Source organism: Micromonospora sp. NPDC005237 (assembly GCF_040607775.1).
GTDB lineage: Bacteria > Actinomycetota > Actinomycetes > Mycobacteriales > Micromonosporaceae > Micromonospora.
In genome coordinates, this window is the sequence record NZ_JBEXHJ010000003.1 from 66,954 (window position 1) to 82,507 (window position 15,554).

Consider the following 15,554-nt stretch of genomic DNA (forward strand, 5'->3'; position numbering starts at 1 on the left):
CTCCTCGCGTTCTGGTCTGCCGGCTTCAGACAACGGGCCGGCGGAGTGGTGTGCGCCGACCGTTGGAGCCGGCCGTTGACGGTTCGTCTCGGCACCCCGCCGCGGTCTGAGGACCTGACCGCCCGAGGCGGTAAGCACGACGAGGAGTGCCCGTGTCGGCCCCCTTGCCGTACTCAGCGACCTTATCCGAGCGCGTGAGACCACGCCGCGCCGGGTCGTGCTCCCGGCGCACCGTACGGCCCCACCGTCCTATCAGACCACGAGCATGTCGGGCGTGACGGCCGCTTCGGTATCCGGGATGCCGAGGTCCCGGGCCCGCTTGTCGGCCAGCGCGAGCAGACGGCGGATCCGTCCGGCGATGGCGTCCTTGGTCAGCGGAGGCTCGGCCAGCGCGCCCAGCTCCTCCAGCGACGCCTGCCGGTGCTCCAGGCGCAGCCGCCCGGCGTCGGTCAGGTGGTTGGGCGCCTCCTCGGCCAGGATCTCCAGCGCCCGGGTCACCCGGGCGGCGGCGGCGACGGCGGCGCGCGCCGAGCGGCGCAGATTGGCGTCGTCGAAGTTGGCCAGCCGGTTGGCGGTGGCCCGCACCTCGCGGCGGACCCGACGCTCCTCCCAGGCCAGCACGCTGGAGTGCGCGCCGATGCGGGTGAGCAGCGCCGCGATCGCGTCGCCGTCCTTGACCACCACCCGGTCCACCCCGCGCACCTCGCGGTTCTTCGCGGTGATGCCGATCCGCCGGGCCGCGCCGACCAGCGCCAGCGCCGACTCCGGCCCCGGGCAGGTGATCTCCAGCGCGCTGGAGCGGCCGGGCTCGGTGAGCGAGCCGTGCGCCATGAACGCGCCCCGCCATGCCGAGACCGCGCAGCAGACGTTGGCCGCCACCACGTGCGGAGGCAGCCCGCGCACCGGCCGGCCGCGCACGTCCAGCAGGCCGGTCTGCCGTGCGAGCGCCTCACCGTCCTTGACCACGCGGACGATGAAGTGGCTGCCCTTGCGCAGCCCACCGGACGCCAGCACGTGGATCTCGCTGGGGTAGCCGTAGACCTCGGCGATCTCCCGGCGCAACCGGCGCGCCACCGCGCCGGTGTCCAGCTCAGCCTCCACCACCACCCGGCCGGAGACGATGTGCAGCCCGCCGGCGAAGCGCAGCAGCGCCGCCATCTCCGCCCGCCGACAGCAGGGCTTGGGCACGTCGACCCGACTCAGCTCGTCCTTGACCGCAGCCGTCATCGCCATTGTGCGTCCCCTCACGGACCTGTTCCGGCGTGTCGCCGGAGATTACGTACGTGTCTAACGATCGGCGCCCAGGACAGGCACCAGCGCGGCGCCCAGGGCAGCCGGATCATGGCGGGGAGTGCCGTCGATGACGGCGACGGGGGCGAGGACCAGGCGGGCACCCAGCGATTCTGCCGCACGTTCGACCGGTTCAGGGTCACCCACCGCCTTGGCGTCCGCGAGCACGAGATCAACCTTGAGCTCGGGCAGGTACCAGCGCAACGCCGCCAGATGATCGGCGACCGAGAGGCCGAGGGTCTCCTTCTCCGCGGCCAGGTTCAGCGTGACCAGCCGCCGGGCCGAGCTGGACACAATCGCGTCGGCCAGCTGCGGCACCAGCAGGTGCGGCAGCACACTCGTGTACCAGCTGCCCGGCCCGAAGATCAACCAGTCCGCCGCGCCGATCGCCGCCAGGGCCTCGGCGCAGGCCGCCGGGGCGGCCGGGGTGAGGCGCAGCGACTCGACCCGCCCGGTGGTGACCGCCACCTGGTGCTGACCGCGTACGGTGCGCACCTCGTCGGGGGCGCTCGGGTCGGCGCCGCGCACCCGCGCCTCGATGCCGACCGGCTGGCGCGACATCGGCAGGACCCGCCCGACCGTGCCGAGCATGGCCCCGGCGTGTTCCAGCGCGGCCACCGGGTCGCCGAGCAGCTCCATGAGACCGCAGAGCACCAGGTTGCCCACCGCGTGCCCGGCCAGGCCGTCGGTGCGCGCCGCCGTCGGGTCCGCGCCGCGCGGCTCCGGGCCGCCCGCCGCCGCCGGGTCCGCGTCGGTCCCCCCGTCCGGGGGTACGCCGAGCGCCGGCACGGCGGCGAAGCGGTGCTGGAACAGCCCGGCGCTGCGTCGCGTGGCGGGGTGGTCTCCGGCGAGCGCCACCAGCGCCTGGCGCAGGTCACCCGGGGGCAGGCCGCCCCGTTCGGCGCGCAGCCGACCGCTGGAACCGCCGTCGTCACCGACCGTGACCACCGCGGTGATGGCCAGGTCGAGTTCGGGGGCGCAGTGACGCAACGCGCGCAGCGACGCGGACAACCCGTGCCCTCCGCCGAACGCGACCACCCGACGCGCCGTCATTCCCGCCCCAGGTCGCGGTGCTGCGCGTTGGCGGCCAGCCCCGACTGGCGCAGCCGACCGGCCAGCTCCTCGGCGATGGCCACGCTGCGGTGTTTGCCGCCGGTGCAGCCCACGGCGACCGTCAGGTACCGCTTGCCCTCCCGCTCGAACCCGGTGGTGGTGGCGTTGACCAGGTCGGCGTACGAGGCGACGAAGGCGTCCGCGCCCTCCTGACCCAGCACGTACGCGCTGACCGCCTCCTCCCGCCCGGTGTGCTCGCGCAGCTCCGGCACCCAGTACGGGTTGGGCAGGAACCGGGCGTCCAGCACGAAGTCGGCGTCCGGCGGCAGGCCGTACTTGAAGCCGAACGACAGCACGGTGACCCGCAGCCGGCGGGCGTCCTCGCCGCCGAACAGCTCCTCGATGCGCCGGCGCAGCTGGTTGACGTTCAGGTGGCTGGTGTCGATGATCACGTCGGCCTGGTCGCGGGCCTCCTCCAACAGCCCGCGCTCCACGGCGATGCCGTCGGCCAGCCGCCCGTCGCCCTGCAACGGGTGCGAACGCCGAACGCTCTCGAAACGCCGGATCAGCACCTCGTCGTCGGCGTCGACGAACACCACCCGCGGCGAGAAGCCCCGCTCCTTCAGCTCGCGGATCGCCCCGGCCAGGTCGGTGGAGAAGGCCCGCGAGCGCACGTCCAGGACCATCGCGGTACGCCGGGCCGCGCCGCCGGCCTTGAACGCCAACTCGGCCATGTCGAGCATGAGCGCCTGTGGCAGGTTGTCCACGACGTAGTAGCCGACGTTCTCCAACGCCCGGGCGACGGTGCTGCGACCACCACCGGACAGCCCGGTGACCACCACCAGGGTGGTCTCCGACTCGGCCGCCGGCTGCCCGTCACCGGCTGTGTGCGCCTCGCTCACCCGTACCCCCAAGCCGTGGCGCCGCGGCCGCCATCGGCCGCGATTGGTCAATCAGCGACTCTATCCCGCCGGCCGGCGTCGGGTCGGGCGCGTCCGCACCCGGGGACCGCGGGTCGCCCTCCCGACAGCCTCCGCCCTTGATGACGATCAGTAATCGTCTATACGCTCCTCGTGATCGCCGCAGGTCAAGGCCGACATCTGGGAGGGTGCGATGCACGATCTGGCGGACAAGAACAAGTACGTCGGTTTCCTGTTCATGCGGATCAGTCCGGAGTATTTCGCCCTCGGCCGGGAGGGCATCCACGAGGTCTCCGCCGAGCACGCCCGGGATCTGGGCCGCTTTGCCAAGCAGCTCACCCACGTCGTCTGCACCGGGGTCAACGGGAAGTACGACCAGGTGACGATGGTGGAGGCCGACACCCTCGAGGAGATCAACGCCGCGGCCACCGCGTTCCGGATGGGGGCCAAGGCCCGCTACATCGAGATCGTCGACATCGTCGTCGGGATGAAGGCCCCGCCGCGCGGCCTGGCCAACCGGTCCAGCTGACCGCACGCTCGTCCGGTGTGCCCGGGTGCGCCGGGCGAGCGGTGTCGGGGTCGGCTCGTAGACTCCGCGAATGGCTTCCCCCACCGACCTGCGTACCGAGGACGCGCTGCCGGTGCTGCGCCGGGTGTTCGGCTACGACGCCTTCCGCGGCTTCCAGCAGCAGGTCATCGACCATGTCGTCGCCGGTGGCGACGCGCTGGTACTGATGCCCACCGGTGGCGGCAAGTCGCTGTGCTACCAGATCCCGGCCCTGGTCCGCGACGGTGTCGCGGTCGTCGTCTCCCCGCTGATCGCGCTCATGCAGGACCAGGTGGACGCGCTCACCGCGGTCGGTGTCCGCGCCGGCTTCCTCAACTCCACCCAGACCCTGGACGCCCGGCGGCGGGTGGAGGCCGCGTTCGTCGCCGGCGAACTGGACCTGCTCTACCTGGCGCCCGAGGCGCTCGGCGTCCGGTCCACCCTCGCCCTGCTGGACCGGGGGCGCATCTCCCTGTTCGCGATCGACGAGGCGCACTGCGTGTCCCAGTGGGGGCACGACTTCCGGCCCGACTACCTGGCGCTGTCGATGCTGCACGAGCGCTGGCCGCAGGTCCCCCGCATCGCGCTGACCGCCACCGCGACGAGCGCCACCCGCACCGAGATCGCCAGTCGGCTGGCGCTCGACGACGCGCGGCACTTCGTGGCCAGCTTCGACCGGCCCAACATTCAGTACCGGATCGTGCCCAAGCGGGAGCCCCGCAAGCAGCTGCTGGCCCTGCTGCGCGACGAGCACCCCGGCGACGCCGGCATCGTCTACTGCCTGTCGCGCGCCTCGGTGGACAAGACCGCCGAGTTCCTCGTCGCCAACGGCGTCGCCGCGCTGCCGTACCACGCCGGTCTGGACGCGGCCACCCGCGCCGCCAACCAGCAACGTTTCCTCCGCGAGGACGGCCTGGTCATGGTGGCCACCATCGCCTTCGGCATGGGCATCGACAAGCCCGACGTGCGCTTCGTCGCCCACCTCGACCTGCCCAAGTCCGTCGAGGGCTACTACCAGGAGACCGGCCGCGCCGGCCGCGACGGGCTGCCGTCCACCGCATGGCTGGCGTACGGCCTGCAGGACGTGGTCCAGCAGCGCAAGATGATCGAGACGTCCGACGGCGACCTCGCGCACCGGCGCAACCTCGCCGCACACCTGGACGCGATGCTCGCGCTCTGCGAGACGGTCCGCTGCCGACGGGTGCAGCTGCTCGAGTACTTCGGCGAGACGACCCCGACGGCCTGCGGCAACTGCGACACCTGCCTCAACCCACCGGAGTCCTGGGACGGCACCGTGGCCGCCCAGAAGCTGCTCTCCGCCGTGTTCCGCCTCGACCGCGAGCGCAACCAGCGGTTCGGCGCCGGGCACTGCATCGACATCCTGCTCGGCAAGCAGACCGACAAGATCAGCCAGTACGGTCACGACTCGCTTACCGTCTTCGGCATCGGCACGGAGTTGAGCGAGGCCGAGTGGCGGGGCGTGGTCCGGCAACTCCTCGCCGAGGGGCTGCTCGCCGTGGAGGGCGACTACGGCACCCTCGCGCTGACCGAGGCCAGCGCCGACGTGCTGGGCCGCCGCCGCACCGTCACGATGCGCCGCGAGCCGGAGCGGCCCGCGTCGAGCCGGTCGTCGAAGCCGCGCGGGGCGGCCACCGTCGTCGCCGAGCTCACCCCGGCGGCCGCGTCGGTCTTCGAGCGGCTGCGCGCCTGGCGGGCGGCCACCGCCAAGGAGCAGGGCGTCCCGGCGTACGTCATCTTCCACGACGCCACCCTCCGGCAGATCGCAGGTGACGCGCCCACCTCGCTGGCCGAGCTGTCGCGGGTCAGCGGGGTCGGCGAGAACAAGCTCGCCAAGTACGGCGAGCAGATCCTGGCCGTCCTCGCGACCGACTGACTGCATGCCGAAAGGGCCGGACCCCTGTGGTGGGGTCCGGCCCTTGTCGGTGTGTGGTTCTCAGCTGGTGGCGTAGCCGCGGGTGGCGATCCAGTCGGCGAGGTGCTCGACCGTGATGTCGTACGCGGCCGTGTTCGCATCGGCCGAATCAGCGATCCGCACAACGTCACCGTTGTCGCGGTAACCCACGACGCTGATGTAGTGCCCGCCCTCGAACGAGTGGGTGTTGCCATCAGTGTCGACGCTGGTGCCCGCGATGTTCGCCACCACCGCCCGACCGTCGTCGACGGTCTTGACAATGTCGGCGCGCAGCTTGTCGGTCTGCTTGGCGTCGGCGTCGGGCTTGCTGATCTCGACGCTGCGGTACGCGTCGGCCTTACCGGTCTCCTTGTTCAACACCGGCGTGATGTCGTTGATGCTGTTGGTGCCGGCCTCGGTGGTGCCCATCTCCTTGGCCATCGCGTCCACGCTGATGTCCTTGCCCTGCACGGACAGGGCGTTACGGGCAGCGGCGGGGCCGCAGTAGTAGAAGTTCGGCTGGGCTTCGTAGCGCACACCCAGCTGACGCTCACCCGAGGGCTTGCGGTCGGCCTGGGTCTGCGACGCGGGCTTGGCCTGCGACGCCGCGTAGGCGGCGGTGACGGGGCCGGCGATGGCGCCGCCGGTGAAGGCGAGGCCAGCAGCGGTCAGAGCGGTCTTACGAATCAGATCGGTACGCATGATGGCGTGCTCCTCTGCATGTGGGGGAAAACGCAACGACACACAAGCGGGGGCGGTGTGCCGAGCGGGAAAGTTCACGGGGGACCTGGCCCGGCGGCCCGGGGGCCTGCACGGGGGATGTCCCGGAGGGTGGTGCAACGGCCCGGGGCAGCGACTCATTCCGCATTCCGGACCACGCCGGCCGGTGGTGCTCGGCCGTGCGGGGATGTAACCGCGGCGACCGCACGGGTGTTCCCGACGGCCGCCACACGAGCCGGGCCGTGCGGGGGGTGTAACCGCGGCGACCGGGCGGATGTTCCCGACGGCTGCCGCGCCACCGAAGCCGAGGCTCGCGGCGGCATGCCAGGTATAACGACCCCGCCGGGTCCCCGATTCCGCCACCAGGGTGGCACCGACCACGGGACGCCAACACCCGGACCGGACAAACCACCCACCGGAAACGGACACCCGCCACCACCCGGCGGTGATCAACTCGACTTCGGCGATACCGGGGTATCCGGGCGCCCGGGACACCCCCACATCACCGAACCCGAGTCGATCACCTCCACGCGGCCCCACCGCCACCGGATGATCGTGCTCGATCCCGGAAACAGGCCCCTCACCACGCGGGCGAGACCACTACATCCAGGATCGAGCACGATCATGCCCGCCGGAACGTGCCGTGCACGGCGTCCGTCGAGTGGGCGGCACGCCGTCGCACGGCGACCTCGGGGTCGCGCCACCACCCCGGGGGTTGATCGACTCGACTTCGGCGAAGTCGGGGTATCCGGGCGCGCCGGACACCCCGACATCAGCGAACCCGAGTCGATCACCTCCGCGCGGCCCTACCGCCACCGGATGATCGCGCTCGATCCAGGAAACAGGGGCCTCACCCTGCCAACTAGGCCACTACATCCTGGATCGAGCACGATCATGTGGGGCGCGAGGATTGTCGCGGTGTGTCTACGCGCTGGGCGTCGCCCCCGCGCTGCGGATCGCCTACGCGCTGGGCGTCGCCTACGCGCAGGGCGTCGCCTACGCGCAGGGCGTCGCCTACGCGCAGGGCGTCGCCCCCCGCGCTGCGGGTCGCCCCCGCGCAGGGCGTCGCCCCCCGCGCTGCGGGTCGCCTCCGCGCTGGGCGTCGCCTACGCGCTGGGCGTCGACTCGGCGCTGTCGTCCGCTTTTGCGCCCTTGTCGAGGGCGGCCAGGATCGCCTCGGCGGTGCGTCGACCCACCCCGGGCACCTCGGTGATCTCTTCGACGGTCGCCGTCGAGAGTCGCTTCAGCGAGCCGAAGTGCCGTAGCAGCGCCTTGCGGCGTACCTCGCCCAGGCCGGGGACATTGTCCAGCGCCGACTCGGTCATCCGCTTCGAGCGACGCTGGCGGTGGAACGTGATGGCGAAGCGGTGCGCCTCGTCGCGGACCCGTTGCAGCAGGTAGAGACCCTCCGAGGTGCGCGGCAGGATGACCGGGAACTCGTCGTCGGGGAGCCACACCTCCTCCAGCCGCTTGGCGAGGCCGCACAGCGCGACATCGTCGATGCCCAAATCGGCGAGGGCCTGGGCGGCCGCCGCAACCTGCGGGGCGCCGCCGTCGACGACCACCAGTTGTGGCGGGTACGCGAATTTCCGCGGCCGGCCGGTGGTCGGGTCGACCAGGATGCCGATCTGCGGATCCGTGGCGCCGCCGGGCGCGGTCGGGTCGTCGGCGGACTCCACGCCCACCTCGCCCGTCTCGGCCCGCGCGTCGAGGTAACGGGCGAAGCGGCGGCGTAGCACCTCGGACATGGCGGACAGGTCGTCGGTGGCGCCCCGCACGATGAACCGCCGGTACTCACTCTTGCGGGGCAGCCCGTCCTCGAAGACCACCATGCTGGCGACCACGTCGGTGCCCTGGATCTGCGAGATGTCGAAGCACTCGATGCGCAGCGGCGAGGTACGCATGCCGAGCGCCTCAGTGATCTCGTCCAGCGCCTTGCCGCGGGTGGTCAGGTCGCCGGACCGCTTGAGCTTGTGCCGGGCCAGCGCATCCTTGGCGTTGCGCTCCACCGTCTCCATGAGCGAACGTTTGTCGCCGCGCTGCGGCACGCGCAGCGACACCCGACTGCCCCGGTGGCTGCTGAGCCACTCGGCCAGCGCGTCGGCGTCGGCGGGCAACTCGGGCACCAGCAGTTCGCGGGGCACGTCGGCTTCGCCGTGCTCGCCGCCGTACACCTGGGTGCAGAAGTGGTGCACCAGGTCGCCGGTGGTCAGGTCCTCGGTCTTCTCCACCACCCACCCGCGCTGGCCGCGGACCCGGCCGTCGCGGACGTGGAAGACCTGCACGGCCGCCTCGAGCGGGTCGTCGGCGAACGCGACCACGTCGGCGTCGGTGCCGTCGCCGAGCACCACGGTCTGCTTCTCCATGGCCCGGCGCAGGGCGGCCACGTCGTCGCGCAGCCGGGCGGCCCGCTCGAACTCCAGGTGCTCGCTCGCCTCGGTCATCTCGCGCTCGATCTTGCGGACCATGGTGTCGGTGCGCCCGGCCATGAAGTCGCAGAAGCCGTCGACGATCGCACGGTGCTCGTCGGCGGAGACGGTGCCGACGCACGGCGCCGAGCACTTGCCGATGTAGCCCAGCAGGCAGGGACGACCGACCTGGCCGGCCCGCTTGAACACGCCGGCCGAGCAGGTGCGCGCGGGGAACACCCGCAGCAGCAGGTCCAGGGTCTCCCGGATGGCCCAGGCGTGCGAGTACGGACCGAAGTAGCGCACACCCTTGCGCTTCGCGCCGCGCATCACCTGGAGTCGCGGGTACTCCTCGTCAAGGGTGACGGCGAGATAGGGGTACGACTTGTCGTCGCGGTAGCGGACGTTGAACCGGGGGTCGTACTGCTTGATCCAGGTGAACTCCTGCTGGAGCGCCTCGACCTCGGTGCCGACGGTGATCCAGTCCACCGACTCGGCCGTGGTGACCATCTGGCGGGTGCGCTCGTGCAGGTTCCACACGTCGCCGAAGTAGGAGTTGAGCCGGCTGCGCAGGTTTTTCGCCTTGCCGACGTAGATCACCCGGCCGGTGCCGTCGCGGAAGCGGTAGACCCCCGGTGACTCCGGGATGGTGCCGGGTGCGGGACGGTAGGTCGAGGGGTCAGCCACGTCGACAAGCCTAGTCCGCACCCCCGACACCCACCGCGAGCACTTGATCCACTCGGTTTCCGGGAAGTCGGGGTGTCCGATGCCTACCGACACCCCGACTTCATGGAACGCGAGTCGATCAAGCCGTCGAGCCGCGCGGGTCAGGCGAGGGAGATCTGGTCCCCGGTCACCTTGATGTCCTTCGGCGGCAGCGGCTTGGTGGCCGGGCCGGCCTTCACCGAGCCGTCCTCGATCGAGAACTTGCTGTTGTGGCAGGTGCAGTTGATGGTGCCGCCGTCGACGTTCGTCACGGGGCAGTTCTGGTGCGTACAGATCGGGCTGAAGCCCTTGAACTGACCGGCCGTGGGCTGGGTGATCACGACGCCCTCGGCGGCGAGGACCTTACCGCCGCCGACCGGGATGTCGGCGGTGGTGGCCAGCGACTGGGCGTTCTGCCGATCCCCGCCGCCGGCGTCCCCGGTGCTGGGCACCGCCGGGCCGCCGCTGGTGGGGGCACCGCTGCCACTGCCGTCGTCGTCACTGCCGCAGGCCGCCAGGACGACGGCCGCGCCGACGGCCCCGACGCCGGTGAGCAGGGTACGACGGGTCTGCGTACCCGGACCGGTCAGCGCCTGATCGTCGCTCATGCCTCGCCTCTCTCTCGCCCAGTGCGCCGGTCCAAAAGCCGGCCACACTTCTCTCCACGGGCAACTGTGCCGGATAGTTCACCCCGACATCGGTGCGACACCCCGCAAAAGGGTCGGGGCGGGTCGTCATCCGACCCGCCCCGAAAGAGTTGCGTCGCGGTCAGCGCGCGCCGGCCGGCACCTTGCGGCTGGCCCGCGTCTTGGTGGCGCCGTTGGCCTTGGCGGCGCGGGTGGTGGCCGCCGCCGCGCCCTTGGCCTCGCCGTCGAGCTTGAGCACCTGACGCAGGAACTGGCCGGTGTGGCTCTCGGGCACCTCGGCGACCTCCTCCGGGGTGCCGGTCGCGAGCACCATGCCGCCCCGGTGGCCGCCCTCCGGACCCATGTCGATCAGCCAGTCGGCCGTCTTGATCACATCGAGGTTGTGCTCAATGGTGATCACCGTGTTGCCCTTGTCGACCAGGCCCTCCAGGACCATCAGCAGCTTGCGGATGTCCTCGAAGTGCAGACCGGTGGTCGGCTCGTCGAGCACGTAGACCGTCCGCCCGGTGGAGCGCTTCTGCAGCTCGGAGGCCAGCTTGACCCGCTGCGCCTCGCCGCCGGAGAGGGTCGGCGCGGGCTGCCCGAGGCGGACGTACCCCAGGCCGACGTCGACGAGCGTCTTGAGGTGCCGGTGGATGGCCGGGATCGCGGAGAAGAACTCCGCGGCCTCCTCGATCGGCATCTCCAGCACGTCCGAGACGGTCTTGCCCTTGTAGTGCACCTCCAGGGTCTCCCGGTTGTACCGGGCGCCCTTGCAGACCTCGCAGGGGACGTACACGTCGGGCAGGAAGTTCATCTCGATCTTGATGGTGCCGTCGCCGGAGCACGCCTCACAGCGACCGCCCTTGACGTTGAACGAGAACCGGCCCGGCCCGTACCCCCGGACCTTGGCCTCGGTGGTCTCGGCGAAGAGCTTGCGGACGTGGTCCCAGACCCCCGTGTAGGTGGCCGGGTTGGAGCGCGGGGTACGGCCGATCGGCGACTGGTCCACGCCGACGACCTTGTCCACGTGCTCCAGACCGGAGACCCGGGTGTGCCGGCCGGGCACCAGCCGAGCGCCGTTGATCTGGTTGGCCAGCACGGCGTACAGGATGTCGTTGACCAGCGTCGACTTGCCCGAGCCGCTGACCCCGGTGACCGCGATGAGCTGGCCCAGCGGGAACGAGACGGTCAGGTTGCGCAGGTTGTGCTCGCGCGCGCCGTGCACCACCAGCTCGCGGGCCGGATCCTGCGGGCGGCGGCCCGTCGGTGTCGGGATCGACCGGCGCCCCGACAGGTACGCCCCGGTGATCGACTCCTTGTTCTTCAGCAGGGCCGGCACCGAGCCGCTGTGCACGATCTTGCCGCCGTGCTCGCCAGCGCCGGGCCCGATGTCGACGATCCAGTCGGCGACGCGGATGGTGTCCTCGTCGTGCTCCACCACGATCAGCGTGTTGCCCAGACCGCGCAGCCGGATCAGGGTCTCGATCAGCCGATGGTTGTCGCGCTGGTGCAGACCGATCGACGGCTCGTCGAGCACGTAGAGCACGCCGACCAGGCCGGAGCCGATCTGGGTGGCCAGCCGGATGCGCTGCGCCTCGCCGCCGGACAGCGTGCCGGCCGGCCGGTCCAGCGAGAGGTAGTCCAGGCCGACGTCGAGCAGGAACCGCAGCCGGGCGTTGATCTCCTTGAGGACGCGCTCGGCGATCATCTTCTGCCGGTCGGTCAGCTCGATGCCGGCGAGCAGGTCGGCGCACTCCCCCACCGACAGGTTGCAGACCTCGGCGATGCTCTTGCCGGCGAGGGTGACCGCGAGCACCTCGGGCTTGAGCCGGGCGCCGCCGCACGCCGCGCACGGCACGTCGCGCATGTAGCCCTCGTACTTGTCGCGGGACCACTCGGACTCGGTGTCGGAGTGCCGGCGCTCGATCCACTGCACCACGCCCTCGAACCCGGTGTAGTAGGAGCGCTCGCGACCGTACTTGTTGCGGTAGCGCACGTGCACCTGGTCGTCGGAGCCGTGCAGGATCGTCTTCTGCGCCCGCGCCGGCAGCGCCCGCCACGGGGTGTCGACGTCGAAGTGCTGGGCCTCGCCGAGCGCCTCCAGCAGGCGCAGGAAGTATTCCAGGTTGTGCCCGGTGGACCAGGGCTGGATGGCGCCCTCGCGCAGGCTGCGCTCCGGGTCGGGGACCAGCAGCTCCGGGTCGACCTCCTTCTTGGTGCCCAGGCCGGTGCACTCCGGGCAGGCGCCGTACGGCGCGTTGAAGGAGAAGACCCGGGGCTCGAGATCCTCGATCGCGAGCGGGTGGTCGTTGGGGCAGGCCAGGTGCTCGGAGTAGCGGCGCTCCCGGTCCGGGTCGTCCTCCGGCAGGTCGACGAAGTCGAGCAGGACCAGCCCGCTGGACAGGCCCAGCGCGGCCTCGACCGAGTCGGTCAGCCGCTGCTTGGCGCTCGGCTTGACGGTGAGCCGGTCGATCACCACCTCGATGGTGTGCTTCTCCTGCTTCTTGAGCTTCGGCGGCTCGGTCAGCGGGTGCACCACGCCGTCGACGCGGGCCCGGGCGTAGCCCTTGGCCTGCAGCTCGGCGAAGAGGTCGACGTACTCGCCCTTGCGGCCGCGGATCACCGGCGCGAGCACCATGAACTTGGTGCCCTCGGCCATCGCGAGGACCCGGTCGACGATCTGCTGCGGGCTCTGCCGGGAGATCCGCTCGCCGCAGACCGGGCAGTGCGGCTCACCGATGCGGGCGAAGAGCAGCCGCAGGTAGTCGTAGACCTCGGTGATGGTGCCGACGGTCGAGCGCGGGTTGCGCGAGGTGGACTTCTGGTCGATCGAGACGGCCGGGCTCAGCCCCTCGATGAAGTCGACGTCGGGCTTGTCCATCTGCCCGAGGAACTGCCGGGCGTACGAGGAGAGCGACTCGACGTAGCGACGCTGCCCCTCGGCGAAGATCGTGTCGAAGGCCAGGCTCGACTTGCCCGACCCGGACAGCCCGGTGAACACGATGAGAGCGTCCCGGGGCAGGTCGAGACTGACGTCACGCAGGTTGTGCTCGCGCGCGCCACGGATGATCAGTCGGTCGGCCACAGTGCGTGTACTCCCGGGAGAAGACGAAGCGAAGGATCTGTCCCGCTCTGGGGGATTTCGAGCGGTCGTGCGGGCGCGGAAAACACGCCTCGGCAACTCTAGCCCCGAGGTGTGACAGTTTTCCCCGCCCGCACATTCCCCCAGCTCAGCCCGGTCGGCCGCGCCGCGCACGACCGCCCGTCAGTAACCTCCGGGCGACGGCGGCCGGGCCGCCCGACGCCGCGCCGATCGCCACCCGCCGCGCCGCTCGGCGGCCAGCCGCGCCTCGCGCCGCCGGCTCTCGTGGGTGACCTCCGACTGCAGACGCCGCCAGCTCTCCCACCGACGGGTCGACAGCTCACCGGTCCGCAACGCGTCGCGGACCGCGCAGGCCGGTTCGCCGTCGTGCCGACAGTCGGCGTACCGACAGCCCTCGGCCAGCCCGGCGATGTCGGCGAACGCCCGGTCCAGCCCGGCCACGCCGTCGAGCAGGCCGACCGCCCGTACGCCGGGTGTGTCGATGACGGCGCCGCCGTTCGGGATCGGCACCAGGGCCCGCCACGTGGTGGTGTGCCGGCCCTTGCCGTCGACCCGACGGATCGCCTGGGTCGGCATCATCACCGCGCCGGCGAGCGCGTTGACCAGGCTCGACTTGCCGGCGCCGGACGGCCCGAGCAGCCCCAGCGTGCGACCCGGCGCGACCTCGGCGCGCAGCGGGTCCAGCCCCGTGCCGCGCTCGGCGCTGACCGACAGCACCGGCACACCGGGGGCGATCACGGCGAGCTGGCGGGCCAGCGCGGCCGGGTCGGCCGCGAGGTCGGCCTTCGTCAGCACCACGAGCGGCCGGGCCCCGGACTCGTGGACCAGGGAGAGCAGCCGCTCGATGCGGCCGACATCCGGCTCCGGGTGCACCGGCTCCACCACGGCGGCGGCGTCGAGGTTGGCGGCCAGCACCTGGCCGCTGGCGTCCTTGCCGGCGGTACGGCGGATCAGCGCGGCCCGCCGGGGCAGCACGGCCGCCACGGTGATCCGGCGGTCCGGCCAGTGCGTGAGCAGCACCCAGTCCCCCGCGCAGGGCAGTGCCGAGGGGTCCTGGACGGCGGCGGCCAGCACGGACGGGCCGAGGCTGGCCCGGACCGGGCCGCCGGCGGTGAGCACCGTGCAGACCCCCCGGTCCACCCGGGCCACCCGGCCGGGGTGGTGCTCGCCGCGTCGGGCGGCGTACGCCGCCCGGTCGGCGTCCCAGCCGAGGGCGGTCAGATCGATCGTCATGGCATCCTCATCGGTGTCGAGCTGGTGATGGCGGAACACGCGTGCCACGTCCGGCATGAACACCACCTCCGTCCGACGTCCCGGTGCCGCTTGTGAGGCCGACGGTAGGGCGCGGGGCGACGCGCCGAAAGCGATTTCCGCGACGACGGCGCGGCGCGGGCCCGCTAGGGTCGACGCGTGACCACGGGTCCGCTGCCGCTCGGGGGCGCGGCGGACGACACCACCGGCCGCCACGTTCGCCGTCGACCCCGACGGTCCCCCTGCCTACTCCACCGGAACGGATATGGACACGTCATGACCTACAGCGGAGATGTCACCCACGGCGGCCCGCCGGCGGTACGGGAGTTGGACGGGCTCACCATCAGCAAGCTGTCGGTGGGCCCGATGGACAACAACGCCTACCTGCTGCGCTGCACCGGCACCGGCGACCAGGTGTTGATCGACGCCGCCAACGAGGCGCCCCGGCTGCTGGAGCTGATCGGCGACGGTGGTCTGACCGCCGTGGTGACCACCCACCAGCACATGGACCACTGGGTGGCGCTGGAGGAGGTGGTCGCCAAGACCGGCGCGCGGGCGCTCGTGCACGCCGACGACGCGGCCGGGCTGCCGATCGAGGCGGAGCAGCTGGCCGATGGCGACACCGTGGCGGTCGGTGACTGCGCGCTGGAGGTCATCCACATCAAGGGCCACACGCCGGGTTCGATCGCGCTGCTCTACCGCGACCCGAGCGGCACCGGCCACCTGTTCACCGGCGACAGCCTCTTTCCCGGCGGCGTTGGCAACACGGATCAGGACCCGCAGCGCTTCGCCGCGCTGATCGACGACGTCGAGCACAAGCTGTTCGACCAACTGTCGGACGACACCTGGTTCTACCCCGGCCACGGCAAGGACAGCACCCTGGGAGCAGAACGCCCATCCCTCCCCCAGTGGCGAGCCCGAGGCTGGTAACCCCCCAGCCCCACCCCCAAGCCCCAACGCCCAACCCCCGAGCCCGAGGCCCCGAGGCCCCGAGGCCCCGAGGCCCCGAGGCCCCG

General features: G+C 71.8%; 11 protein-coding genes. 3 read left to right on the forward strand and 8 right to left on the reverse strand.

The genetic code is table 11. From position 1 onward, the window contains the following. Positions 1-252: 252 nt before the first annotated feature. From whiA to rapZ, 3 genes are read right to left on the reverse strand one after another with little or no spacing between them, the layout of a single operon-like run. On the reverse strand, positions 253-1,233 hold the full coding sequence (gene whiA, locus ABZT87_RS09205) for a DNA-binding protein WhiA (protein WP_354860370.1): 981 nt from the start codon (positions 1,231-1,233) through the stop codon (positions 253-255). 54 nt (positions 1,234-1,287) lie between these two features. Further along, complete coding sequence (locus ABZT87_RS09210) at positions 1,288-2,343, reverse strand: 2-phospho-L-lactate transferase CofD family protein (RefSeq protein ID WP_355134690.1); 1,056 nt, start codon at positions 2,341-2,343, stop codon at positions 1,288-1,290. Further along, entirely contained in the window at positions 2,340-3,245 is a 906-nt protein-coding gene (gene rapZ / locus ABZT87_RS09215; RefSeq protein WP_234588457.1) for an RNase adapter RapZ, read from the reverse strand. Before rapZ ends, ABZT87_RS09210 begins: the two co-directional genes overlap by 4 nt. Positions 3,246-3,456: 211 nt before the next feature. On the opposite strand from rapZ, the gene ABZT87_RS09220 reads away from it, so the two are divergent. Next, positions 3,457-3,792: a hypothetical protein gene (locus ABZT87_RS09220; RefSeq protein WP_355134692.1), complete on the forward strand. Its 336-nt coding sequence runs from the start codon at positions 3,457-3,459 to the stop codon at positions 3,790-3,792. A gap of 70 nt (positions 3,793-3,862) precedes the next feature. Next, positions 3,863-5,704 (forward strand): DNA helicase RecQ, encoded by a 1,842-nt coding sequence (recQ, locus tag ABZT87_RS09225; protein ID WP_355134694.1) that lies wholly within the window; start codon positions 3,863-3,865, stop codon positions 5,702-5,704. A 60-nt stretch (positions 5,705-5,764) separates the two neighbouring features. Here recQ and ABZT87_RS09230 read toward each other — a convergent pair whose 3' ends face one another. From ABZT87_RS09230 to rsgA, 5 genes are all read right to left on the reverse strand, one after another. Then, positions 5,765-6,424 (reverse strand): C39 family peptidase, encoded by a 660-nt coding sequence (locus ABZT87_RS09230; RefSeq protein WP_355134696.1) that lies wholly within the window; start codon positions 6,422-6,424, stop codon positions 5,765-5,767. A gap of 1,124 nt (positions 6,425-7,548) precedes the next feature. Further along, positions 7,549-9,537, reverse strand: coding sequence for an excinuclease ABC subunit UvrC (gene uvrC, locus ABZT87_RS09235; protein WP_355134698.1), 1,989 nt, complete (start codon positions 9,535-9,537; stop codon positions 7,549-7,551). 140 nt (positions 9,538-9,677) lie between these two features. Continuing rightward, positions 9,678-10,163, reverse strand: coding sequence for a Rieske (2Fe-2S) protein (locus tag ABZT87_RS09240; protein WP_354862806.1), 486 nt, complete (start codon positions 10,161-10,163; stop codon positions 9,678-9,680). Positions 10,164-10,323: 160 nt separating this feature from the next. After that, positions 10,324-13,269, reverse strand: a complete 2,946-nt coding sequence (uvrA, locus tag ABZT87_RS09245) for an excinuclease ABC subunit UvrA (RefSeq protein WP_355134700.1) — start codon at positions 13,267-13,269, stop codon at positions 10,324-10,326. Between the two features lie 180 nt (positions 13,270-13,449). Next, complete coding sequence (rsgA, locus tag ABZT87_RS09250; RefSeq protein WP_354862803.1) at positions 13,450-14,520, reverse strand: ribosome small subunit-dependent GTPase A; 1,071 nt, start codon at positions 14,518-14,520, stop codon at positions 13,450-13,452. Between the two features lie 294 nt (positions 14,521-14,814). On the opposite strand from rsgA, the gene ABZT87_RS09255 reads away from it, so the two are divergent. Continuing rightward, entirely contained in the window at positions 14,815-15,468 is a 654-nt protein-coding gene (locus tag ABZT87_RS09255; protein WP_355067594.1) for an MBL fold metallo-hydrolase, read from the forward strand. Positions 15,469-15,554: the final 86 nt, after the last annotated feature.

Bases quoted from the DNA above. Each gene is read 5' to 3' on its own strand.
- whiA (WP_354860370.1), bottom strand. From the start codon at position 1,233: ATGGCGATGACGGCTGCGGTCAAGGACGAGCTGAGTCGGGTCGACGTG.
- ABZT87_RS09210 (WP_355134690.1), bottom strand. From the start codon at position 2,343: ATGACGGCGCGTCGGGTGGTCGCGTTCGGCGGAGGGCACGGGTTGTCC.
- ABZT87_RS09220 (WP_355134692.1), top strand. From the start codon at position 3,457: ATGCACGATCTGGCGGACAAGAACAAGTACGTCGGTTTCCTGTTCATG.
- recQ (WP_355134694.1), top strand. From the start codon at position 3,863: ATGGCTTCCCCCACCGACCTGCGTACCGAGGACGCGCTGCCGGTGCTG.
- ABZT87_RS09230 (WP_355134696.1), bottom strand. From the start codon at position 6,424: ATGCGTACCGATCTGATTCGTAAGACCGCTCTGACCGCTGCTGGCCTC.
- ABZT87_RS09240 (WP_354862806.1), bottom strand. From the start codon at position 10,163: ATGAGCGACGATCAGGCGCTGACCGGTCCGGGTACGCAGACCCGTCGT.
- rsgA (WP_354862803.1), bottom strand. From the start codon at position 14,520: ATGACGATCGATCTGACCGCCCTCGGCTGGGACGCCGACCGGGCGGCG.
- ABZT87_RS09255 (WP_355067594.1), top strand. From the start codon at position 14,815: ATGACCTACAGCGGAGATGTCACCCACGGCGGCCCGCCGGCGGTACGG.